This is a genomic window from Bradyrhizobium sp. S3.2.6 (genome assembly GCF_040546885.1).
GTDB classification, from domain to species: Bacteria; Pseudomonadota; Alphaproteobacteria; order Rhizobiales; family Xanthobacteraceae; genus Bradyrhizobium; species Bradyrhizobium cytisi.
Genome location: NZ_JBEPOS010000001.1, coordinates 515595 through 537926 on the forward strand (window position 1 = coordinate 515595; position 22332 = coordinate 537926).

At 64.7% G+C, this 22332-nt stretch carries 19 protein-coding genes; 11 read left to right on the forward strand and 8 right to left on the reverse strand.

Features of this window, described 5'->3' with window-relative positions:
• Positions 1–95: 95 nt before the first annotated feature.
• From ABID58_RS02445 to ABID58_RS02455, 3 genes are all read right to left on the reverse strand, one after another.
• Positions 96–1322, reverse strand: coding sequence for an ABC transporter substrate-binding protein (locus ABID58_RS02445; RefSeq protein WP_354031390.1), 1227 nt, complete (start codon positions 1320–1322; stop codon positions 96–98).
• 238 nt (positions 1323–1560) lie between these two features.
• Positions 1561–2802: an ABC transporter substrate-binding protein gene (locus ABID58_RS02450; RefSeq protein ID WP_354031391.1), complete on the reverse strand. Its 1242-nt coding sequence runs from the start codon at positions 2800–2802 to the stop codon at positions 1561–1563.
• Positions 2803–2962: 160 nt separating this feature from the next.
• Positions 2963–3370, reverse strand: a complete 408-nt coding sequence (locus tag ABID58_RS02455; RefSeq protein ID WP_354031670.1) for a DUF1304 domain-containing protein — start codon at positions 3368–3370, stop codon at positions 2963–2965.
• Positions 3371–3417: 47 nt separating this feature from the next.
• On the opposite strand from ABID58_RS02455, the gene ABID58_RS02460 reads away from it, so the two are divergent.
• Positions 3418–3948, forward strand: a complete 531-nt coding sequence (locus ABID58_RS02460; protein WP_354031392.1) for a methylated-DNA--[protein]-cysteine S-methyltransferase — start codon at positions 3418–3420, stop codon at positions 3946–3948.
• A gap of 121 nt (positions 3949–4069) precedes the next feature.
• Here ABID58_RS02460 and ABID58_RS02465 read toward each other — a convergent pair whose 3' ends face one another.
• Positions 4070–6859 (reverse strand): [protein-PII] uridylyltransferase, encoded by a 2790-nt coding sequence (locus tag ABID58_RS02465; protein ID WP_148754309.1) that lies wholly within the window; start codon positions 6857–6859, stop codon positions 4070–4072.
• Between the two features lie 185 nt (positions 6860–7044).
• Here ABID58_RS02465 and ABID58_RS02470 point away from each other — a divergent pair, with 185 nt between their 5' ends.
• From ABID58_RS02470 to ABID58_RS02490, 5 genes are read left to right on the forward strand one after another with little or no spacing between them, the layout of a single operon-like run.
• Positions 7045–8016 (forward strand): aliphatic sulfonate ABC transporter substrate-binding protein, encoded by a 972-nt coding sequence (locus ABID58_RS02470; RefSeq protein ID WP_354031393.1) that lies wholly within the window; start codon positions 7045–7047, stop codon positions 8014–8016.
• Positions 8017–8073: 57 nt separating this feature from the next.
• Positions 8074–8919, forward strand: coding sequence for an ABC transporter permease (locus ABID58_RS02475; RefSeq protein WP_354031671.1), 846 nt, complete (start codon positions 8074–8076; stop codon positions 8917–8919).
• Between the two features lie 3 nt (positions 8920–8922).
• Complete coding sequence (locus ABID58_RS02480) at positions 8923–9708, forward strand: ABC transporter ATP-binding protein (RefSeq protein ID WP_354031394.1); 786 nt, start codon at positions 8923–8925, stop codon at positions 9706–9708.
• A 53-nt stretch (positions 9709–9761) separates the two neighbouring features.
• Positions 9762–10271: an OsmC family protein gene (locus tag ABID58_RS02485; RefSeq protein ID WP_354031395.1), complete on the forward strand. Its 510-nt coding sequence runs from the start codon at positions 9762–9764 to the stop codon at positions 10269–10271.
• A gap of 51 nt (positions 10272–10322) precedes the next feature.
• Complete coding sequence (locus ABID58_RS02490) at positions 10323–11129, forward strand: hypothetical protein (protein ID WP_354031396.1); 807 nt, start codon at positions 10323–10325, stop codon at positions 11127–11129.
• Between the two features lie 104 nt (positions 11130–11233).
• Here ABID58_RS02490 and mutS read toward each other — a convergent pair whose 3' ends face one another.
• Complete coding sequence (mutS, locus tag ABID58_RS02495) at positions 11234–13972, reverse strand: DNA mismatch repair protein MutS (protein ID WP_354031397.1); 2739 nt, start codon at positions 13970–13972, stop codon at positions 11234–11236.
• A gap of 216 nt (positions 13973–14188) precedes the next feature.
• On the opposite strand from mutS, the gene pcaF reads away from it, so the two are divergent.
• The 5 genes from pcaF (at position 14189) to ABID58_RS02520 (ending at position 18993) form a co-directional block, all read left to right on the forward strand.
• Positions 14189–15397, forward strand: a complete 1209-nt coding sequence (gene pcaF, locus ABID58_RS02500) for a 3-oxoadipyl-CoA thiolase (protein ID WP_148754316.1) — start codon at positions 14189–14191, stop codon at positions 15395–15397.
• Between the two features lie 136 nt (positions 15398–15533).
• Positions 15534–16427, forward strand: a complete 894-nt coding sequence (locus tag ABID58_RS02505) for a dioxygenase family protein (protein ID WP_354031398.1) — start codon at positions 15534–15536, stop codon at positions 16425–16427.
• Positions 16428–16538: 111 nt separating this feature from the next.
• Positions 16539–17240 (forward strand): protocatechuate 3,4-dioxygenase subunit beta, encoded by a 702-nt coding sequence (gene pcaH / locus ABID58_RS02510; protein WP_354031399.1) that lies wholly within the window; start codon positions 16539–16541, stop codon positions 17238–17240.
• Between the two features lies 1 nt (position 17241).
• Positions 17242–17844 (forward strand): protocatechuate 3,4-dioxygenase subunit alpha, encoded by a 603-nt coding sequence (pcaG, locus tag ABID58_RS02515; protein WP_354031400.1) that lies wholly within the window; start codon positions 17242–17244, stop codon positions 17842–17844.
• A gap of 87 nt (positions 17845–17931) precedes the next feature.
• Complete coding sequence (locus ABID58_RS02520) at positions 17932–18993, forward strand: phosphotransferase (RefSeq protein ID WP_354031401.1); 1062 nt, start codon at positions 17932–17934, stop codon at positions 18991–18993.
• Positions 18994–19125: 132 nt separating this feature from the next.
• Here the strand turns inward: ABID58_RS02520 and ABID58_RS02525 are convergent, their stop codons facing one another.
• The 3 genes from ABID58_RS02525 to ABID58_RS02535 are packed head-to-tail and all read right to left on the reverse strand — an operon-like array spanning position 19126 to position 22331.
• On the reverse strand, positions 19126–20682 hold the full coding sequence (locus tag ABID58_RS02525; RefSeq protein WP_354031402.1) for an MDR family MFS transporter: 1557 nt from the start codon (positions 20680–20682) through the stop codon (positions 19126–19128).
• 4 nt (positions 20683–20686) lie between these two features.
• Positions 20687–21856 carry an HlyD family secretion protein gene (locus tag ABID58_RS02530; RefSeq protein ID WP_354031403.1) on the reverse strand — a complete coding sequence of 390 codons (1170 nt, stop codon included), beginning with the start codon at positions 21854–21856 and terminating at the stop codon, positions 20687–20689.
• Positions 21849–22331: a MarR family winged helix-turn-helix transcriptional regulator gene (locus ABID58_RS02535; protein WP_148754324.1), complete on the reverse strand. Its 483-nt coding sequence runs from the start codon at positions 22329–22331 to the stop codon at positions 21849–21851. The genes ABID58_RS02530 and ABID58_RS02535 overlap by 8 nt, the downstream gene beginning before the upstream one ends.
• Between the last annotated feature and the right edge of the window lies 1 nt (position 22332).

The following is a 22332-nucleotide window of genomic DNA, read 5'->3' on the forward strand; positions in this document are numbered from 1 at the left end:
AAGCATCGAACTATGGTGCGGGCTCCCGCACCGGAGAATCTCGAGATTCCGGGTCTGGCGCTCGCGCGCCATCCCGGAATGACGAGCGGAAACGCCTAACCCGCTGCGCCCGCATCCTCCAGGATCGGGCCGAACAGCTCCCAGCGTTCGCCGTTGAACTTCATCATCTGAAGCTGCTTGTTGACGCGGTAGTCGGTTGGCGAGGTGTTGGCCTTGATGCCGGGCAGCGCGACGTCGCTGGTGACGTCCTTCAGTGAAGCCGCCTGCTTCATGACGTTCTCGCGCGTCAGGTCGTCGCCACACTGCTTCAGGACATGGACCAGGAGCTGGGCGGTGCCATAACCATAAGTGTTGAAGTTCGAATCCTTGTCGCCGTCCGGATAGTACCTGGCCATGAAGTCGAAATACTTCTTCAGACCGGCATCGTCCTTCCAGGTCGGATCCAGCGGCTCCTTGCCGTAGTTGACGCTGATCAGGCCCTTGGCGGCATCGAGGCCTGCGGGCTTCAGCACCGCGCCGACCGAGGTGGCGTTGATGTCGACGATCTGGACCGGATGCCAGCCCATCTCAGCGATCTTCTTGATCGCCTGCGCGGCCTGCTTCGGCGTGGTGGCGCTGAAGAACAGGTCTGCGCCGGCATCCTTGATCTTGAGGATCTGCGAGTCGACCGTGGGATCGGACACCTCGTAGGACGCTTCCGTCACGATCATCCTGGCGGCCTTGTCGCCGAGACCGGCCTTGATGCCGTTCAGATAGTCCTTGCCGAGGTCATCGTTCTGATAGAGCACGCCGATCTTCGCGTTCGGATGCTCTTTCAAAATGTACTGGCCGTAGATGCGGCCCTCGACGAAGTAGTTTGGATTGTATCCCATGGTCCACGGGAAGTTCTTCGGGTCGGTGAACCGCGAGGCGCCGGTGGCCGCGAACAGCTGCGGCACTTTCTTGGAATTGAGATATTTCTGGACGGCCGCGTTCACGGGCGTGCCGATGATCTGGAAGGTCAGCAGCACCTCGTCGCTTTCGACCAGCTTGCGGATCTGCTCCACAGCTTTCGGTGGCGAATAGGCGTCGTCATACTGGATCAAATTGATCTTGCGGCCGTTGATGCCGCCCTGATCGTTGATCATCTTGAAGTAGGCGGCCTGGGTCTTGCCGATCGACGAATAGGCCGACGCCGGTCCCGAAAACGGCATGGTCTGTCCGACCTTGATTTCGGTGTCGCTGGCGCCCGGATCATATTTCTTCTGGGCATTGGCCGCAGAGACCGACAGCGCCATGGTCAGGGCCGTTGCCGTGACCAGATGCAAAATTCCATCCCTCATTCGCAATTTCCTCAGTCTGTTATTGCAGATGGTCTGCCGGACGCACTGCGCGTCCGGCGCCATCGCTGCGCGGGAGTGTGGAGGAGCCGCTGTTGCCGCGCAAGGTGGGCGTTCGTAGGGTAAGTTAGCGAAGCGTAACCCACCACTTCTGCCGACACGTAGGAAAGAGACGAGGTGGGTTACACCCAGCGGATCGCGCTTCGCGCAGCCGCTGCGGCTAACCCACCTACGACCCGAACTAACCCGCCGGGCCCGAGTCCTCGATGATCGGGCCGAACAGCTCCCAGCGCTCGCCGTTGAACTTCATCATTTGCATCTGCTTGTTGACGCGATAATCGTTCGGCCCGGTGTTGATCTTGATGCCGGGCAGCGCGAAGCTCGGGGTGAAGTCCTTGATGTTGGCGACCTGCTTCATGACATTCTCGCGCGTCAGGTCGTCGCCGCATTGCTTCAGCACCTGAACCAGCAGCTCCGCCACCGAATAGGCGTAGGTGTTGACGGTGTTGAGCTTGTCGCCTTCGGGGAAATATTTGTCCATGAAGGCGAAGAAGGCCTTCACGCCCGGATCGTCCTTCCACTGCGGATCGCCCGGCTCCTTGCCGTATTGGGTCGAGATGATGCCCTTGGAGATGTCGAGGCCGGCCGGCTTCAGCGTCGCCGAGATCGGGCTGGCATTGATGTCGAGGATATGCACCGGCGTCCAGCCGAGGTCGGCCAGCTTCTTGATCGCCTGTGCGGCGAATTTCGGCGTCGAGGCATCATAGAACAGGTCGACACCCATCGACTTCAGCTTCACCACCTGCGAGTCCACCGTCGGATCGGTGACCTCGTAGGAGACCTCGCCGACGATCATGCTGGCAGCCTTGTCGCCAAGGCCGCTCTTCAGGCCGGCGAGATAGTCGCGGCCCATATCGTCGTTCTGGTAGAGCACGCCGATCTTGGCGTTCGGATGCTCCTTGAGAATGTATTTTGCGTAGATGCGTCCCTCGGACAGATAGTTGGGATTGTAGGCGATGGTCCAGGGATAGTTCTGCGGATCGTTGAACCGCGCTGCGCCAGTCGAGGCGAGGAGCTGCGGGATCTTCTTGCCGTTGAGATACTTCTGCACGGCGGCGTTGGCGGCCGTACCGATAATCTGGAAGGTGAACAGCACCTCGTCTCCTTCGACGAGCTTGCGCACCTGCTCGACCGTCTTCGGCGGCGAATAGGCGTCGTCATACTGGATCAGATTGATCTTGCGGCCGTTGATGCCGCCCTGATCGTTGATCATCTTGAAGTAGGCGGCCTGCGTCTTGCCGATATTGGCGTAGACGGAATAGGCGCCGGAGAACGGCACGGTCTGGCCGATCTTGATCTCGGTGTCGCTCGCGCCGGTGTCGTATTTCTTCTGGGCGAGGGCTTGGCTCACGAAGGCTTGGCTGGCGGAGAACGCGAAGGCGAGCGCCGCCGTGGCAGCTATAAAGGCTCTGCGATTGCTCATTTTGGGTTGTTCCTCCTGACGGAATTTTCCGGCCGACAGTCTTTTCCCGTTGATTGCAACGGTCGCCATCGCTGCCGGAGAGTGTGGAGGAAGGGCAGGCGCCGCGCAAGGATCGCGGCGCTGCGCCGTAGCGCCTCGGGCTAAGATCTAGGCCAGGAATTCAGGCTAAGAACAATGCAGCCAGTGCGATCGCCGCCGGCAGCGCCTGCACGATCAGAATGCGCGTGCTGACGGTCGCCGCACCATAGGCGCCCGCCACGATCACGCAGAGCAGAAAGAACACCTTGATCTGGAACGCGAAGGCCGGGTTACCGTGGGCGAGACCCCAGATCAGGCCGGCGGTGAGGAAGCCGTTATAGAGGCCCTGATTGGCGGCCAGCACTTTCGTGATCTCGGCCTTCTCAGGCGTATTGCGAAACGTCTTCAAGCCAAGCGGCCTGTCCCACAGGAACATCTCCAGGATCAGGAAGTAGGCGTGCAGTGCGGCGACCAGCGCCACCAGGATATTGGCGATCCAGATCAAGTTGAGCTCCCCCAAAAGCGTCAGCTTTCGGGTGGACGTTAGCATGGCCGGCATGGCAAGTCCGAAGTGTGTTTCGATGCAACGGTGTCGCAATGGCCGCTCGATCAACCAGGACTCCTGAACGCTTCGGCCTCGATCGGCTGGCGACGCCAATCGGGATCGCGTTGCTCGTCACCGATGCCGACGGCGCGTTGCGCGCGCTCGACTGGGACGACTACGGGCACCGCATGCGCGAGCTGCTGCGGCTGCATTACGGCGCGGTAGATCTGCGCGAGCGTTCCGCGCCGGTGGCGATGAAGGCCGCGCTGTCGGATTACTTTGCGGGTAATCTTGCGCAGCTGTCGTCGATCGCATGGCGCATCGCAGGCACACCGTTTCAGCAAAAGGTCTGGACCGCACTCGCCAAGATCCCGGTCGGCACCACGATGAGCTATGGCGCGCTTGCGGCAAAGATCGAGATGCCCAAGGCCATTCGCGCCGTCGGTCACGCCAACGGCTCCAACCCGATCAGCGTGGTGCTGCCCTGCCACCGCCTGATCGGCGCCGATGGTTCGCTGGTGAAATACGGCGGCGGCCTCGAGCGCAAGCGCTGGCTGCTCAGGCATGAGGGCGTGGAGGTTTAGGTCTCTCCCCACCGTCATTCCGGGGCGCGCGAAGCGTGAACCCGGAATCCATCGGGCCGCACCGACGGTGTCGACGAATGGATTCCGGGCTGGCCGCTGCGCGGCGCCCCGGAATGACGAATTATGCCGCCGGCAGAACCGCCTTGTCGCCGGCCATCACGTGGGTCAGCGCGCTCTTGATCGCGGCCTGGCGGGTCGGGGCGTTGATCTGCGCGCCGAGCAGGTCGGTGACGTAGAACACGTCGCGGGCGCGCTCGCCGAAGGTCGCGACATGCGCCGAGGCGATGTTGAGGTTGAGCTTCGAGATCGCGGTGGTCAGCTCGTAGAGCAGGCCGGGGCGGTCGAGGCCGGATACCTCGATCACGGTGTAGCGGTCGGACCACTGGTTGTTGATCGTCACTTCCGGCTCGATCACGAAAGGCCGCGCCTTGCTGCGCACGGTGCGCCGCGCCACGACTTCGGGTAGGCGCAGCTTGCCTTCCAGCACGTCCTCGATCATCTCGCCGATGCGCGTGGCGCGCCGGCCCTCGTCCTCGTCACGGTCGTATTCCCGGGAGATCGAGATCGTGTCCAGCGCGCGGCCGTCGGTCGTGGTGTAGATCTGGGCGTCGACGATGTTGGCACCGGCCGAAGCGCAGGCGCCGGCAATGATCGACAGCAGCCAGGGATGGTCGGCGGCGAAGATGGTGAGCTCGGTGACGCCGCGCACCTCGTCGAAGCCGACATTGATCGCGAGCTTGTGGCCGGCCTGTTCGCTCGACCGCACAAAGCGGGCGTGACGAATCTTGCGCGGCAGCTCGACCTTGAGCCAATAGGCCGGATAGTGGCGGCCGACATAGGCATCGAGCTCGTCGGCCGGCCATTCGGCGAAGGCGTGCCGGAATTCGGCGTAGGCGGCGGTGAGGCGCTTGCCGCGATCGACCTCCGAGAAGCCGCCGGTCAGCACCGGTTCGGTCTCGTAATAAAGCGAGCGCAGCAGCTGCGCCTTCCAGCCGTTCCAAACGCCCGGACCGACGCCGCGGATGTCGGCGGTGGTCAGGATCGTGAGCAGCTTCATCTGCTCGACCGACTGCACCACGGCGGCGAAATTCTCGATGGTCTTGCGGTCGGAAAGATCGCGCGACTGCGCGACCGTGGACATCGTGAGATGCTCCTCGATCAGCCAGGCCACGAGCTCGGTGTCGGCCGCGCTGAAGCCGAGCCGCGGGCAGAGCCGGCGCGCAACCTTGGCGCCGGCAATCGAATGATCCTCGGGCCGTCCCTTGGCGATGTCGTGCAGCAGCGTCGTAATGTAGATCACCGAACGGTGCTCGGGGCGAATTTTGCGCATCAGGTCGCTGGCGAGCGTAAATTCCTCGGCGCCGCCGCGCTCGATGTCCTGGAGGAATCCGACGCAGCGGATCAGATGTTCGTCGACGGTGTAGTGATGGTACATGTTGAACTGCATCATCGAGACGATCTTGCCGAAGGCGCGGATGAAGTGGCCGAGCACGCCGGTCTCGTTCATCCGCCGCAGCACGATCTCGGCGTTGTCGGAGGTCAGGATCTCCATGAACAGCCGGTTGGCCTCGGGGTTCTCGCGCATCTGCGCGTTGATCAGGCCGAGTGAGCGCGTCACGTCGCGCATCGCGTCCGGGTGGAAGGCGAGGTTGTTCTTCTGCGCCAGGCGGAAGATGCGGATCAGATTGACCGGATCGTGCTTGAAGACGTCGGGCGCGGCGACGTTGATGCGGTTGTTGTCGACGATGAAGTCATCGCTGTCAGGCACACGCCGCTTCACAGGCGTGGGGCGCAGCCGCGCCATCATCCGGCTCAGCACCGGTGCGGGCTTGGCCTGCTGGTCCTCGAGCTTGGCACAGAGGATGGCGGTGAGGTTGCCGACTTCCTTGGCGACCAGGAAGTAGTGCTTCATGAAGCGCTCGACGTCCTGCATGCCGGGATGCGAGGTGTAGCCGAGCCGGACCGCGATCTCGCGCTGGAGATCGAAGGAGAGGCGCTCTTCGGCGCGGCCGGAGTAGAAATGCAAATTGCAGCGCACCGACCAGAGGAAGTCGGCGCAGCGCCGGAAGGTGCGGTATTCCTGCGCATCGAACACGCCGCGCTCGGCGAGCTCATCGGTGTCGCGGACGCGATAGACGTATTTGGCGATCCAGAACAGCGTGTGCAGGTCGCGAAGCGCGCCCTTGCCGTCCTTGACGTTGGGCTCGACCAGATAGCGCGACTGGCCGCCGCGGCGATGCCGTTCCTCGCGCTCGGCGAGCTTCGCGGTGACGAATTCGGACGCGGTGCCCTGCACCACCTCCTTGTCGAAGCGTGCGACGAGCTCGTCATAGAGCGGCTGGTCGCCGGTGAGGAAGCGCGTCTCCAGGATCGCGGTGCGGATGGTCATGTCGCCGCGCGCCTGCCGGATCGATTCATCGACCGAGCGCGTGGCGTGGCCGACCTTCAACCCCATGTCCCAGAGGCAATAAAGAATGGCTTCGGCGACCTGCTCGCCCCAGGCCGTCTGCTTGTAGGGCAGGATAAACAGGAGATCGATGTCGGATTCGGGGGCCATCAGGCCGCGGCCGTAGCCGCCGGTCGCGACCACCGCCATGCGCTCCGCGCCGCTCGGGATCGGCGAGCGATAGAGATGACGGGTCGCGGCTGAATAGAGGATGCGGATGATCTCGTCCTGCACGTGGCACAGCCGCTCGGCGCAGCGGCGCCCGTGGCGGTCCTTCAGCAGGATTGCCTGCGCAGCGGCGCGCGCGGCGAGCAGCTCGGCCTTGAGCAGTTGCGCGGTCGCGGTGCGGAACGTGTCCTCACGGCCTCGATGCTTTTCGGCAAGCGCATCGACCGCGGCGGTGATCCGCGCGGTGTCGAAGCGATCATCCACCTGTGGCCTGTGCTCGGTCGCAACGCTGTCCATGTCTCACCGGATATAAGAGGTGACAGGCGCTGTCACCCGCCATTCTCTGGCAATAGTCGTTCCATGCTGGAAAACGGCCGCTTTGGGCAAAGCTGTTCTCGGCCGTTGCGCTTTCAAGGTGGGATTTTCTGGTTGACCTCTAGATATAACTCATTGAAAAACAATGAAATTTCAAGGAGCTGGGCATGATCCGGATTTCACGACGCATTCTGTTGGCGGGAGCCGTGGCACTCGCTGTGACCCCCACGGCAAAGGCGGCGGATCCGCTCAAGGAAATCCGCATCGACTGGGCGACCTACAATCCGGTATCGATGGTCCTGAAGCAGAAGGGACTGCTGGAGAAGGAATTCGCCAAGGACGGCATCACCATCACCTGGGTGCAGTCGGCCGGCTCCAACAAGGCGCTCGAATTCCTCAATGCCGGCTCGATCGATTTCGGCTCGACCGCGGGTTCGGCAGCGCTGGTCGCGCGCATCAACGGCAACCCGATCAAATCGATCTATGTCTATTCGCGCCCCGAGTGGACCGCGCTGGTCACGGGCAAGGATTCCAAGATCACTGACGTGGCTGACCTCAAGGGCAAGCGCGTCGCGGTGACGCGCGGCACCGATCCGCACATCTTCCTGGTGCGCGCGCTGCTCGGCGCGGGTCTCACCGAAAAGGACATCACCCCGGTGCTGCTGCAGCACGCCGACGGCAAGACCGCGCTGATCCGCGGCGACGTCGATGCCTGGGCCGGTCTCGATCCGATGATGGCGCAGGCCGAGGTCGAGGAGGGCGCAAAGCTGTTCTATCGCAAGGCGGACGCCAACACCTGGGGCATCCTCAATGTGCGCGAGCAGTTCTTGAAGGACTATCCGGATGCTGCCCGCCGCGTGCTCGCGGTCTACGAGGAGGCGCGGAAATATTCGCTGGCGAATTACGACGAGCTGAAGAAGACGTTCATCGCCGTCACAAAGCTTCCCGACGCCGTCGTGGACAAGCAGCTCAAGGAGCGCACCGAGCTCACCCACAGCCGCATCGGCGCAGCCCAGCGCGAGTCGATCCTTGCCGCAGGCCTTGCCCTGCAACAGGCCGGCGTCGTCGACGCCAAGGTCGATGTGAAGACGACGTTGGATGCCCTGATCGACGACCAGGTCCCGCTGCCGACGAATTGACGCAGGTGAATGCTGCGCGCCCTTGCATTCCGGCAGAGGACGCGCTTCCTACCGGCCATGATCTCCGACGCGCCAGTTTTGCATCAAGCCTCGGAACCGGCCGACGGCGCCGCCGCGCCCTCGCGGTTGTCGCGTTATGCGCGGCCGATGCTGGGGCTGCTCTTGCCGTTGATCCTCGCGCTCGGCTGGGAACTCGTGGTCTGGCTCGGCTGCTCCAATGGAAGGCTGGTGCCGCCGCCCTCGCGCGTCTTCGCCACCATCGCCGAACTCGCCCGCTCCGGCGAGCTGATCCGCCACATCGCCGCGACGCTGTGGCGCGTCGGCCTCGGCTTCGCCTTCGGCGTCATCGCCGGCACGCTGCTCGGCGCCGTCTCCGGCTATTGGTCGCTGGCGCGGCGGCTGCTCGATCCGACCGTGCAGGCGCTGCGCGCAATTCCCTCGCTGGCCTGGGTGCCGCTGTTCATCCTCTGGCTCGGCATTTTCGAGACGTCCAAGATCGTGCTGATCGCGGTCGGCGTGTTCTTCCCGGTCTATCTCGGCGTGATGGGCGCGATCCTCATCGTCGATCGCAAGATCGTCGAGGTCGGTCGCACCTTCCGTCTCTCCGGGTTTGCCATGATCCGCCGCATCTTGCTGCCGGCGGTGCTGCCGGCCTATGTCGTGTCTTTGCGCGTCGGCCTTGGTCTGGGCTGGATGTTCGTGGTGGCGGCCGAGTTGATCGGCGCGTCCGAAGGCCTCGGCTACCTCCTGCTCGACGGCCAGCAGCTCGGTAAGCCCGCGCAGATCCTCGCCGCGATCGTGATCTTCGCCATCCTCGGCAAGCTCACCGACTGGTTGATCGAGGTTGCGGCCGCCCCCTTCCTGCGCTGGCAGGACGCCTTCGGGCGCACCACGGGAACTTAAGCGATGCTGGCGCTCGACCGGGTCGGCAAGACCTATCCCAACGGCGTGCAGGCGCTGGCGCGTTTCTCGGCCGAGGTCAGCCAGGGCGAGATCGTCGCCATCATCGGCGGCTCCGGCTGCGGCAAATCAACATTGCTCCGCGCCATCGCCGGCCTCGACCGCGCCAGCTCCGGCACGGTGACGCTCGACAGCGAAGCGATCGCCGCGCCACACGCCAAGATCGGCATCATCTTCCAGGAGCCGCGGCTGCTGCCCTGGCTCAGCGTCGCCGACAATATCGGCTTTGGGCTCGCTGATCTGCCTGCCGCTGAGCGGCGCGAGAAGGTGGCGCGCGCGCTCGCCCGCGTCGGCCTCGCCGACAAGGCACAGGCCTGGCCGCGCGAGCTCTCCGGCGGCCAGGCGCAGCGCGTCGCGATTGCGCGGGCGCTGGTGCCGCAGCCCGAGGTGCTCCTGCTCGACGAGCCGTTCTCCGCGCTCGACGCCTTCACCCGCCGCGACCTGCAGGATCATCTGCTCGACCTCTGGGCCGACACGCGCCCGACCTTGATCCTCGTCACACATGACGTCGACGAGGCCGTGGCGCTGGCCGACCGCGTCCTGGTGATGCGACCGCGGCCGGGCCGGCTGTTCGACCAGATCGAGATCAATCTGGGCCGGCCGCGCGACCGCAATGCGCCGCTGTTCGAGAATTTCAAGCGGAGTGTGCTGACGTCACTCGACCGTTCGCTCGACCGCAACGTGCCCGACCGTGACGCAACCCAGGGTCCCGGTCAGGCCATGTGGTGGTGACATTTTCTCTCTGAGCCGGTACATCGAGAGGTAATTTTCCGGGAGAGAACAAGATGGACGCCGCAGAACTGCGCCAGATGCAGGCCCCGATCAAGGAACGCTACAAGACCGATCCCACGACTGCGATGATCACGCTGAAGGCCAAGGGCTCGATCGACAGCGAAGGCATCGCCTGCAAGGTCGAGACCGGCCGCGCCATCGCGATGGCTGGCCTGCATCCGGCCACCGGCGGCTCGGGCCTCGAGCTCTGCTCCGGCGACATGCTGCTGGAAGCGCTTGTGGCCTGCGCCGGCGTCACGCTGAAGTCGGTCGCAACCGCGATCGAGGTGCCGCTCAAGACCGGCAACGTCTACGCCGAGGGCGATCTCGATTTTCGCGGCACGCTCGGCGTCGACAAGGAGACCCCGGTCGGCTTCGCCGAGATCCGCCTGCGCTTCGAGGTCGATACCGACGCAGCCCAGGACAAGCTCGATCTCCTGCTCAAGCTCACCGAGCGCTATTGCGTGGTCTATCAGACCATCAAGAACGGCCCGAAGGTTTCGGTGTCGATGCAGCGGATGTAGCTGCCACCTTCCCCATTGCGGGCCCATTGCGGGGAGGGCAAGAAGAAAAAAATGCCTGCCGAACTGTCTTACATCCTCTTTCTTCTCCTGCGCATGGCGGTCGCGGCCGCCTTTGTGGTGTCGGCATCGATCATCACCGAGCGCTCCGGCCCGGTGATTGGTGCGCTGGTGGCGACGCTGCCGATCTCGGCGGGCCCGTCCTACGTCTTCCTCGCGATCGACCACGACGCCGCCTTCATCGCGCAGGGCGCGTTGTCGAGCCTTCCCGTCAACGCCGCGACGATCTTCCTGGGGTTGACCTATGTCCTGCTGGCCCAGCGGCACAGCTTTGCCGTGAGCGTCGGGTGTGCGGTCGCAGTGTGGATCGGTCTCGCCTCGATCATTCGCCTGTTCGACTGGACCCTCGCGGCCGGGCTCGCCGTCAACCTGGTGGCCTTCGGCATCTGCATTCCGCTGCTTGCACGGTACCGCCACGTGAAGATGCCGCTGGTGACGCGCCGCTGGTACGACATTCCGTTCCGCGCCTTGTTGGTGGCGACGCTGGTCGCGATCGTGGTCTCGACCTCGGGCTGGGTCGGCCCGCGCGTCTCCGGCGTCATCGCGCTCTATCCGATCGTCTTCACCAGCATGATGGTGATCCTGCATCCGCGCATTGGCGGTCCGCCGACCGCCGCCGTGCTCGCCAACTCCGCCTGGGGTCTGCTCGGGTTCGGCATGGCGATTGCGGTGCTGCATGTCGGTGCCGCCAATTTCGGCTCGGCGATGGGCCTCAGCTTGGGGCTCGCCACCTGCATCGTATGGAATCTGACGCTGTGGGGAATTGGGCGACGGAAGCGGCTGGCGGCGGCGGTCTCGTAGGGTGGGCAAAGGCGCGCTTTTTTTGCGCGCCGTGCCCACCATCCCTCCACGAATTCGTCGCTGCATGGTGGGCACGCTGCGCTTTGCCCACCCTACGAGACCTTTCATTGCTTAGGCAGCTTGGCCTTCAGCGCATACAGCGCATCCAGCGCCTCGCGCGGGGACATCTCGTCGGGGTGCAGCACCTTGACAGCGTCCATCAATAGCTCGGCCTCGGTCGGCGGCGCGGCTTCCGCGGCGGCGCGCGAGGGCACCGCGAACAGCGGCAGATCGTCGGCGAGGGCGCGAGCCGTTTGGCCGCGGTCTTGCGCCTCTAACTTCGCCAGCACGGATTTCGCGCGCGTGATTACGGCCGGCGGGAGGCCTGCGAGCTTGGCGACCTGGATGCCGTAGGAGCGGTCGGCCGAGCCCGGCAGCACCTCGTGCAGGAACACGACATTGCCCTGCCACTCCTTCACCCGCACCGTCGCATTGAACATGCGCGGCAGCTTGGCCGAGAGCGCGGTCAGCTCGTGATAGTGCGTCGCGAACAGCGTGCGGCAGCGGTTGCTTTCGTGCAGATGCTCGATCGCGGCCCAGGCAATGGAGAGGCCGTCGAAGGTGGCGGTGCCGCGGCCGATCTCGTCGAGGATCACCAGAGCGCGCTCGCCGGCCTGGTTGAGGATCGCAGCCGTCTCGACCATCTCCACCATGAAGGTGGAGCGGCCCCGCGCGAGATCGTCGGCGGCGCCGACGCGCGAGAACAGCCGGTCGATGATGCCGATCCGCGCGCGTGCGGCCGGCACGAAGCTGCCGATCTGCGCCAGCAGCGCAATCAATGCGTTCTGGCGCAGGAAGGTCGATTTACCCGCCATGTTCGGACCGGTGAGCAACCAGAGCTGGCCGGATTTTTGCGCTGGGCCAGGCGAGAGGTCGCAGGCATTGGCGATGAACGGCTCGCCATTGCGCTTCAAGGCCTGCTCGACCACGGGATGGCGGCCGGCCTCGATGGCGAAGCCGAGCGAGCCATCGACCTCGGGCCGCACATAGTTTTCATCCACCGCGAGCTTGGCCAGCGACGTCGCAACGTCGAGCAGCGCAAAGCCTTGCGCCGCAGCGCGCAGATCGTCGCTGATCTCGATCGCCCTCGCGCAGAGCCGCTCGAAGATTTCGAGCTCGAGCCCGAGCGCGCGGTCACCGGCATTGGCGATCTTGGCTTCGATCTCGCCAAGCTCGGACGTCGTGAAGCGCACCTGGCCCGCCAGCGTCTGGCGATGGATGAAGGTCGCGTTCAGTGGCGCCGACATCAGCTTGTCGCCGTGCTGCGCGGTGACCTCGACGAAATAGCCGAGCACGTTGTTGTGGCGGATCTTGAGGCCCTTGACACCTGTGTTGTCGGCGTAGCGGGCCTGCATCGCGGCGACCACGAGGCGGGAGGCGTCGCGCAGGTTGCGCGCTTCATCAAGGGCCGGCTCGTAACCGGCACGAACGAAGCCGCCATCGCGCTTGATCAGCGGCAGCTGCTCGTCGAGCGCACGGGCAAATTCGGCCGCGAGCTCGCGCGAGGGCCGCCTCAGCGCCGCCATCACGGCGGCGATCTCCTGCGGCGGCTGGTCGAGCTCGGAAAGCCGCGCCAGAACCTGGTCGGCGGTGATGATGCCGTCGCGTAAGCCAGCAAGGTCGCGCGGCCCGCCGCGGCCGACCGAGAGACGGGCGAGCGCGCGCGACATGTCGGGCGCGCCGCGCAAGATGCTGCGGATGTCCTCGCGCGTGGCCGAATCCGCGACGAAGGCGCTGACGGCATCGAGCCGCCGCGCGATCGCCGCCGCATCGGTCAAGGGTGCTGCGAGCCGCTGCGCCAGCAGGCGCGAGCCGGCCGAGGTCACCGTGCAGTCGATCGCATCGAGCAGCGAGCCGCGGCGTTCGCCCGCGAGCGTTCGCGTCAGTTCGAGATTGGCGCGCGTCGCCGGATCGATCGCCATGGTCGCGCCCGAGGCTTCGCGTGCGGGCGGCGACAGCGGCGGGTGCTTGCCGACCTGGGTGCGATCGACATAGGTGACGGCGGCGGCAGCAGCCGTGGCCTCCAGCCGCGTCAGTTGCGCCAGCCCGTCCATGGTCGCGACGGCAAAATAATCGCACAGCCGCTTCTCCGCGGTGGCGCCATCGAAGACGTCGCGGGTCACCGGCGTTAGCGCCGGCAGCTCGCGCAAGGTTTGGCCGAGCTCGTTGTCGCTATAGAGCGCGTCGGTGACGATGGCCTCGTTCGGGTTGATGCGCGCCAGCGTCGCGGCGAGCTCCCCGCTAGAGCATTCCGTGACAGTGAATTCGGCGGTCGAGATATCGATCCAGGCGAGGCCAAAGCGGTCGCCGCCGGCCGACGAGCGTGCTCGCGCTATCGCGAGCAGATAGCTGTTGGCGCGCGCATCGAGCAGCGTGTCCTCGGTCAGCGTGCCCGGCGTGACCAGCCGGACAACGCCGCGGCGCACGACGCTCTTGTTGCCGCGCGCTTTCGCAGCGGCGGGATCCTCGGTCTGCTCGCACACGGCAACCCGGTGGCCGGCGCTGATCAGGCGATGCAGATAATCCTCGGAGCGCTCGACTGGCACGCCGCACATCGGGATGTCGTTGCCCTGATGCTTGCCACGCTTGGTCAGCACGATGCCGAGCGTCTTCGAGGCGATCTCGGCGTCCTCGAAGAACAGCTCGTAGAAATCGCCCATCCGGTAGAACAGCAGCAGGCCCTGATGCGCCGCCTTGATCTCCAGGTACTGTTCCATCATCGGCGTGACGCGCGCGGCGGCGTCCGCCTGCGGCGCGGGCGTGAATTCAGGTTCTGGCGCGGGGATGGGCTGTTGCATCGTCATGAGCGGTGCAACCTACAAAATTTCACCCGAGCATCCTACCGGTTTGGCCGGACAGGTGAGGTTTTCCACGTTGTCCGCACTGCGGCATGCGTGGCGGGTGGCAGGCCCCTGCAAATCGCACGCGAAACCGTCAATTGACCTGCCGCGGGCGCCCTCCTAAAACTCCGCCGTCATTGAAGAATTCTGGCCGAACCGCGGCATTCAGGGAGAACAACGATGCGTGACGTCTTTATCTGCGATGCCGTGCGGACCCCGATCGGCCGTTTCGGCGGCGCGCTTGCCAAGGTGCGCGCCGACGACCTCGCGGCGGCCCCGATCAAGGCGCTGATGGCCAAGCACCCCAATCTCGATTGGGCGCAGGTCGACGAAGTCTTCTTCGGCTGCGCCAACCAGGCCGGCGAGGACAACCGCAACGTCGCGCGCATGGCCTTGTTGCTCGCGGGGCTCCCGGACTCGGTTCCCGGCCAGACCCTGAACCGGCTTTGCGCCTCCGGCCTCGATGCTGTCGGTGCGGCGGGCCGCGCCATTCGCTCCGGCGAGATCGAGCTTGCGATCGCCGGCGGCGTGGAATCCATGACCCGCGCGCCGTTCGTGATGGGCAAGGCGCAGGAAGCCTTCTCGCGCTCGGCCGAGATATTCGACACCACGATCGGCTGGCGCTTCATCAATCCGCTGCTCAAGGCGCAGTATGGCGTCGATGCGATGCCGGAGACCGGCGAGAACGTCGCCGAGGAATTCCAGGTCTCGCGCGCCGACCAGGATGCCTTCGCCATCCGCTCGCAGCAGCGCGCCGGTCAGGCGATCGCAGCCGGCTATTTCGCCGAAGAGATCATCCCGATCACCATTCCCGGCGGCAAGGCCGGGCCTGTTACCGTCGACAAGGACGAGCATCCGCGTCCCGAGACCACGCTGGAAGGTCTCGCCAAGCTGAAGCCGATCGTGCGCAATCCCGGCACGGTGACGGCCGGCAATGCGTCGGGCGTCAACGACGGCGCGGCCGCGCTGATCCTGGCCTCGGAAGCTGCCGTGAAGAAGCATGGCCTCACGCCGCGCGCCCGCATTCTCGGCCTCGCCTCGGCCGGCGTGCCGCCGCGCATCATGGGCATCGGCCCCGTGCCCGCGACCCGCAAGCTGATGGAGCGTCTGGGCAAGAAGATCACCGACTTCGACCTGATCGAGCTCAACGAAGCTTTCGCCTCGCAGGGCATCGCCTGCATGCGCCAGCTCGGCGTCGCCGACGATGCCGATTTCGTCAATCCGCATGGCGGCGCCATCGCGCTCGGCCATCCGCTGGGCATGAGCGGCGCGCGCCTCGCGCTCACTGCCGTCCACGGCATGGAGAAGCGCGGCGGCAAGCTTGCGCTGGCCACCATGTGCGTCGGCGTCGGCCAGGGTGTTGCCGTTGCGATCGAGAAGCTGAACTGACGTCATCCCGGGGCCGGGGCCACAGACTCGTCATGCCCGGGCTTGTCCCGGGCATCCACGTTCTTGGTGCCGCGGGAAGAAGGTCGTGGATGGCCGGGACAAGCCCGGCCATGACGCAAGGTGAAAGGATCATGCCATGATCATCGAGCGCGAGCAGGACGTCACGGCCGCCGCACTGGCGGTGATGGAACGGACCTCCGATCCGCGGATGCGGCAGATCATGGTCTCGCTGGTCAAGCACCTGCACGGCTTCGTCCGTGACGTTCGCCTGACCGAGAAGGAATTCCGCGACGCCACCGCTGTGATTGCCGAACTCGGCAAGCTGACCACCGACACGCATAACGAAGTCGTGCTGATGGCTGGCTCGCTCGGCGTCTCGCCGCTGGTCTGCCTGCTCAACAACGGCGATCAGGGCAACACCGAAACCGACCAGTCGCTGCTCGGACCTTTCTGGCGGCTGAACTCGCCGCGGGTGGAGAATGGCGGATCGATCGTCCGCTCCGAAACGCCTGGTGCGCCGTTGTTCGTCAACGGCCGTGTCGTCGACAAGGACGGCCGCCCCGTCGCCGGCGCGGAGGTCGATGTCTGGCACGCCTCGCCGGTCGGGCTCTATGAGAACCAGGATCCCGAGCAGGCCGACATGAATCTGCGCGGCAAGTTCACGACCGATGCCGACGGGCGCTTCGCCTTTCGCTCGGTGATGATGGTCGGCTATCCCATCCCGACCGACGGTGTCGTCGGCCGCCTGCTGAAGGAGCAAAGCCGCCACCCCTATCGCCCCGCGCATCTGCACGCCCTGATCTTCAAGCCGGGATTCAAGGTGCTGATCTCGCAGGTCTACGATCCCAACGACCCCCATATCGACAGCGACGTGCAGTTCGGCGTGACACAAGCGCTGATCGGCAAGTTCGTGCGCCACGACACGCCGCATCCGGCCGCGCGTGACGTTTCGACACCATGGTATTCGCTCGACCACACCTACCGGCTTGAGGCCGGGGAGGCCGTGCTGCCGCGTGCGCCGATCAAGTAGTGCTCGCTGCAGGAGACCCGCTAAACCCGCTTCCCTAGATTAGTTATATTCTATAATGATTGGCGCAAATGTTGACCGGCTGGACCAAAATGGCCGGGGAGGAGTTAGCCAATGACATTCATCTATCCCACTGACAGCAACAAGGCGCATCCGCTGCCGCTGTCGCCCGAATACAAGAGCTCGATCAAGCGCGCGCCGAGCAAGCCCTTGATCCCGATGCGCCACACGCTGTCGGAACTGACCGGCCCGGTCTACGGCCACGAGACAGTGCGCGACGGCGACAACGACCTCACCACCCAGCACAAGGGCGAGCCGCTCGGCGAGCGCATCATCGTGCACGGCCATGTCCGCGACGAGGACGGTCGCGGCGTCCCGAACTCGCTGGTCGAGATCTGGCAGGCCAATGCCTGCGGCCGCTACGTCCATGTCCGCGATCAGCATCCTGCGCCGCTCGATCCCAACTTCACCGGCGCGGGCCGCACCGTGAGCGATGCCGCCGGCTATTACCGCTTCGTGAGCATCAAGCCGGGCGCCTATCCCTGGGGCAATCACCACAACGCTTGGCGTCCCGCCCATATCCATCTGTCGGTGTTCGGCCATTCCTTCGTCACCCGCCTGGTGACGCAGATGTATTTCCCGGGCGACCCGCTGTTCCCGTTCGATCCGATCTTCAACGCGGTGCCGGACGAGAAGGCGCGGATGCGCATGGTCTCCTCGTTCGACCTGGAGAATACCAAGCCGGAATGGGCGCTGTGCTATCGCTTCGACATCGTGCTGCGCGGCAAGGATGCCACCCCCATGGAGAACCACTAACGTGCAGGATTCTGCGAAGCCCAATGGGATCACGCCATCGCAAACGGTCGGCCCGTTCTTCAAATACGGCCTGACGCCGACCGGCGACTACGCCTGGAACGACGCGTTCACCAATTCGACGCTGACGCCCGATGTCACCGGTGACCGTGTCCGCATCGAGGGCCGGGTGTTTGACGGCGACGGCGTCGTCGTGCCGGATGCCATGCTGGAGATCTGGCAGGCCGATGCACAGGGCCGCTTTGCCGATCCGCAGGACAAGCGCGCATTGCCGAACGCCAGCTTTCGCGGCTTCGCCCGCTGCGGCACCGACAAGGACGGCAATTACTCCTTCGACACCATCAAGCCGGGCGTCGTGCCCGATCCCGACGGCAAGCCGCAGGCGCCGCACATCGTCCTGGCGGTGTTCGCGCGCGGCATGCTGCGGCATCTCTATACCCGCATCTATTTCAGCGACGAGGCCGGCAACGCCGCCGATCCCGTGCTGGGATTGGTACCGGCCGACCGCCGCGTCACGCTGATCGCGGTGCGCGAGGCCGGCAAGCCGGTCTATCGCCTCGACCTGCGCCTGCAGGGCGACAACGAGACGGTGTTCTTCGACGTGTGAGGCCGGGCCGTCGCGTCAGGCGGCCGATGCGGCTGGCGCTTCCCCGAGTGATCATGCAGTATGGCTGCATGCACCGGGGGGCGCTTCATGACATCCACGCAACTGCCGGCGGTCGCTGAGCCCAGCTACCTGACGGCTGCACTGCGCAAGGCCGGCGCGCTGGACGCCGGCGCCGTGCGCGAGGTGAAGGTGCTGCATGAGCGCGACACCGTCGTGTCGCACATCGCCCGGCTCGGCCTGCGCTATGTCGGCGAATCAGCCGGTGCACCGCAATCACTGATCCTCAAGACGTCGCATGCCGATTTTGCCAAGACGCTCGCCGATGGCGGTCGGCACGAGGTGGCCTTCTATACGATGCTGGCACCGAGCACGCCGCCGGGGTTGGTGCCGCGCTGTTTCGACAGACGTTTCGACGAGGAGGGCCAGACCTGGCATCTCCTGCTCGAAGATCTCGCCGATAGCCATGAGATCGCAACCCAATGGCCGTTGCCGCCGTCGCGTGAGCAAACATTCGCGATCGTTTCCACGCTCGCGCGTTGGCATGCGGCCTGGTGGGACCATCCGAGCCTTGGTGACACCGTCGGCACCTGGGCGAGCACTGAAGACACCGCACACCACATCGAGACTTTTGCCGGCCATTACGACCGTTTCGCCGATCTGCTTGGCGATCGCCTTAGTGAAGAACGGCGTATTCTCTATCGCCGCCTGATCGACCAGTCGGCCCGGCTATCCGAGCGCTACCATTCACGCCGTCATCTCAGCATCACCCATGGCGATGCCCACACCTGGAATTTTTTCCTGCCGCGCACTGGCGTTGCCGATACCGTGCGCATCTTCGATTTCGACCTGTGGGGGATCAACGTACCGACCAACGACCTCGCTTACATGATGGCGGTTCATTGGTATCCGGAACGCCGGCAGGCGCTCGAACGCTCACTGCTCAATCTGTATCATGAGACGTTGCTCACAAGCGGCATCACGGGGTACACGCGCGGCACGCTCGATCGTGACTACCGCCTGTCGGTGCTCTGGCACATCACCAAGCCGGTCTGGCAATGGGCCATCAACATCCCGCCGGTGATCTGGTGGAACAATCTGGAGCGGGTGATGATGGCGGTCGAGGATCTGGGGTGCGAGGAGTTGTTGTAGAGGCTCGCGCTACTGATTCGCTGTCGTCGCCCGGCTTGACCGGGCGACCCAGTATTCCAGAGACGTTGGTGGGATACGGAGAAGCCGCGGCATACTGGATGCCCCGGTCAAGCCGGCGCATGACACCTGTTGCTACTCCATCACCGCATGTTCCGGTCCCGCCGCCTGCTTGCGCAGCGCGGCCTTGCTCGAGCCGATCATGAATGCGAGCGGGATGGTGCAGAGGATGAAGAACATCACGAGCTGATAGTCGCGCGCAAAGGCGATGATCTGCGCCTGGAGGCCGACGATCCGGTCGGCCATGGCGCGGCCGGAGTCGGTGGAGAGATTGATCATGCCGCTCACGTCGGGCATCTGGAGCGCGTGGTTGAACGGGTTGATGTGCTCGGACAGGATCGCGTAGGTCTTGCGCGTGCCCTGGGTCAGCTGGGCGATCACGATGGAGATGCCGACCGAGCTTGCGACGTTGCGCAAGAGCGTCAGCATCGAGGTGCCGTCGGTGCGCAAGCTGTTTGGCAGCGTCAGGAACGCGACCGTCGAAAGCGGCACGAAGACGAGGCCAAAGCCAAAACCCTGGATCACGCTGACGATGACGATCTCCGGCACCTGGGTCTGGTCGGTCCAGCCGGTCATCTGGAACAGTGAGGCCGCGGTCAGCGTCAGGCCGGAGATAATCAGCGTGCGCGCCTCGATGTAGCGCATGATGCGGCCGACCATCATCATCGCGAAGAAGGTGCCGAAGCCGCGGCTCGCGAGGAGTCCGCCGGCGGTGATGATGGGATAGCCGATGACGTTTTGCAGGTAGGGCGAGGCCAGCGCCATGGTCGAGTAAAGCACGAGCCCCATCACCGTCATGAAGATGCATCCGGTGAGGAAGTTGCGATCCCGAAACAGGGCGAACTGGATGAACGGCCGCGAGGTCGTGAACGAGTGGGCGAAGAAGTAATAGAAGGCGATCCCTGAGATCACGAATTCGGCCACGATCTCCACGGATTCGAACCAGTCGAGCTGCTCGCCGCGATCGAGTGCAAGTTGAAGTGCGCCGATCCCGATCGCCAGCGCGCCGAAGCCGAACCAGTCGAATTTGAGGCTGAGGTTCTTCTCGGTCTCGTCCATGAAAACGGCGAGCCCGAGCACGGTGATTGCGCCGAACGGCAGATTGACGAAGAACACCCAGTGCCAGGAATAGGTCTCGGTCAGCCAGGCGCCGAGCGACGGGCCCATGATCGGCCCCATCATCACGCCCATGCCCCAGATCGACATCGCCTTGGCGCGTTCCTGGAGCGTGTAATAGTCGAGCATCACCGACTGCGACAGCGGCACCAGGGCTGCGCCGAACACGCCTTGCAGCAGGCGGAACAGCACCATCTGGTTGATGTCCTGCGCGAGGCCGCACAGCACGGAGGCGAAGGTGAAGCCGGCGGCGCAGATGATGAAGATGCGCTTGCGGCCGAAGCGGTTGGAGATCCAGCCGACCGGCGCCGTCATGATCGCAGCGGCGACGATGTAGGAGGTCAGCACCCAGTTGATCTGGTCCTGGGACGCCGACAGCGTGCCCTGCATGTAGGGCAGGGCGACGTTGGCGATCGTGGTGTCCAGCGCCTGCATGATGGTCGCGGTCATGGCGCAGATCGTCACCATGTTCCGGCGCAGGCCGGGGACCATCAGGGCGGGATTGGACTCCGCCATAGGGTCAGTCCTTGTCTTTATCTTGGCTCGCGGTCGCCGACAGGCCGAGCAGGCCGGCGAGCGAGCGCTGGTGGCCGGTGTCGATGGTGGCATAGACGCTCATGCCGGCCTTCAGCTTCTTCACGTAGTTGTCGCTCTCGTCGAAATAGATCCGGACCGGCACGCGCTGCACCACCTTGACGAAGTTGCCGGTGGCATTCTGCGGCGGCAGGATCGCGAATTGCGCGCCGGTGCCGGGCGAGAGCGAGCCGATCTTGCCCTTGAAGACGTGGTTCGGGAACGCGTCGACCTCGAGGGTGACCGGCTGGCCTTCGGTGACGTGGGTGAGGTCGCTCTCCTTCGGATTGGCGTCGACCCAGGGATGGGCGACGTCGATGATGGAGAACACCGCCATGCCGGCGGAGACGTAGCGGCCGAGCTGGATCTGCTCCACCTGCGTCGCCACGCCGCCCATCGGCGCCCGCACCACGGCGTGGTCGAGATTGCGCTCGGCATTGTCGAGCTTGGATTTGGCCTGCGCGTAAGGCGGGAATTTCTCCAGCGGCAAATCGGCGTCGCCGAGCAGTTGGGTCTTGGCGGTCGATATCTGCTGCTTGACGTATTGCGCGATCGAGCCCGACGTGACCAGCGCGTTCGAGGCGTTGTCGAGGTCGAGCTGCGAGCCAAAGCTGTTCTTGACCAGCGCCTGCTTGCGCTCGACGTCGCGCTGCTTCAGGTCGACGCCCTGCTGCGCGAGGTTGAGCATATCGCCGTAGATCTTGATGTTGGCGCGGAGGTTGTCATAGGTCGACTGCGCCTGCATGACCTGCGCCCTGGCCTCGTCCACCGCGAGGCGGAACGGCACCGGATCGATCTCGAATAGCTCGTCACCCTGCTTGACGAGTTGGCCCTCTTTCACGACGACCTTCTCGATCTTGCCGGAAATGTCGGGCGTCACCAGCACCTTCTGCGCGCCGACATAGGCATCATCGGTGCCGACATAGCGGCCGCCATTGAGATAGAAGGTCAGGCCGGCGATAACAGCCACGATCGGCAGCACCACCATCAGCAGGAAGCGGCGATAGCGGCGGAGGCCTGCGACCAGGCGACGGCGCGGGTTGGTGCCGGCCTTCTTGGTCGGCTTACCGCTGTCGATCTTCTGCTCGGGCTGGAATTTGAGAACCTGATCAGCCATAGCGCTGCTCCTTACGCGCTTGTTCCGCTCCGGACGTCTGGATCGCGGTACGCACGTTTTCCTTGATGGTTTCGAGTTGGGTGAGGAGACGGTGAGCGTCCGCCGGGCTGATGCCGTCGAGCGCGTTCGCCGTGAGTTCCGATTTCAGGCCGCTCATCTTGCCGAGCAGGGTGCGGCCGGCCTTCTTCAGATAGAGGCGCTTGACGCGGCGGTCCGAGGCGTCGTTGCGGCGCTCGATCCAGTCGCTGTCGCAGAGCTTGTCGATCAGCCGCGTCAGCGTGATCGGCTGCATCTCCAGGAGTTCGGCGAGTTCCGACTGCTTCATGCCTTCGCTGCGCTCGACCTTGGCCAGCACGGCCCATTGCGCGCGGGTGATGCCGAAGCGCGAGGCCTCCTTGTCGGCATAGACGCGCAAGAGGCGGTAGAGCTCGCCGAGCGTGAACAGGAAGTTCTGGTCGACAGACCCGCGGGTCATG

Bases quoted from the DNA above. Each gene is read 5' to 3' on its own strand.
- ABID58_RS02455 (WP_354031670.1), bottom strand. From the start codon at position 3,370: ATGCTAACGTCCACCCGAAAGCTGACGCTTTTGGGGGAGCTCAACTTG.
- ABID58_RS02535 (WP_148754324.1), bottom strand. From the start codon at position 22,331: ATGACCCGCGGGTCTGTCGACCAGAACTTCCTGTTCACGCTCGGCGAG.
- ABID58_RS02460 (WP_354031392.1), top strand. From the start codon at position 3,418: ATGGCCGCTCGATCAACCAGGACTCCTGAACGCTTCGGCCTCGATCGG.
- ABID58_RS02475 (WP_354031671.1), top strand. From the start codon at position 8,074: ATGATCTCCGACGCGCCAGTTTTGCATCAAGCCTCGGAACCGGCCGAC.
- pcaF (WP_148754316.1), top strand. From the start codon at position 14,189: ATGCGTGACGTCTTTATCTGCGATGCCGTGCGGACCCCGATCGGCCGT.
- ABID58_RS02485 (WP_354031395.1), top strand. From the start codon at position 9,762: ATGGACGCCGCAGAACTGCGCCAGATGCAGGCCCCGATCAAGGAACGC.
- ABID58_RS02525 (WP_354031402.1), bottom strand. From the start codon at position 20,682: ATGGCGGAGTCCAATCCCGCCCTGATGGTCCCCGGCCTGCGCCGGAAC.
- ABID58_RS02470 (WP_354031393.1), top strand. From the start codon at position 7,045: ATGATCCGGATTTCACGACGCATTCTGTTGGCGGGAGCCGTGGCACTC.
- ABID58_RS02465 (WP_148754309.1), bottom strand. From the start codon at position 6,859: ATGGACAGCGTTGCGACCGAGCACAGGCCACAGGTGGATGATCGCTTC.
- ABID58_RS02450 (WP_354031391.1), bottom strand. From the start codon at position 2,802: ATGAGCAATCGCAGAGCCTTTATAGCTGCCACGGCGGCGCTCGCCTTC.
- ABID58_RS02480 (WP_354031394.1), top strand. From the start codon at position 8,923: ATGCTGGCGCTCGACCGGGTCGGCAAGACCTATCCCAACGGCGTGCAG.
- ABID58_RS02520 (WP_354031401.1), top strand. From the start codon at position 17,932: ATGACATCCACGCAACTGCCGGCGGTCGCTGAGCCCAGCTACCTGACG.
- mutS (WP_354031397.1), bottom strand. From the start codon at position 13,972: ATGACGATGCAACAGCCCATCCCCGCGCCAGAACCTGAATTCACGCCC.
- pcaH (WP_354031399.1), top strand. From the start codon at position 16,539: ATGACATTCATCTATCCCACTGACAGCAACAAGGCGCATCCGCTGCCG.
- ABID58_RS02490 (WP_354031396.1), top strand. From the start codon at position 10,323: ATGCCTGCCGAACTGTCTTACATCCTCTTTCTTCTCCTGCGCATGGCG.
- ABID58_RS02530 (WP_354031403.1), bottom strand. From the start codon at position 21,856: ATGGCTGATCAGGTTCTCAAATTCCAGCCCGAGCAGAAGATCGACAGC.
- ABID58_RS02505 (WP_354031398.1), top strand. From the start codon at position 15,534: ATGATCATCGAGCGCGAGCAGGACGTCACGGCCGCCGCACTGGCGGTG.
- ABID58_RS02445 (WP_354031390.1), bottom strand. From the start codon at position 1,322: ATGAGGGATGGAATTTTGCATCTGGTCACGGCAACGGCCCTGACCATG.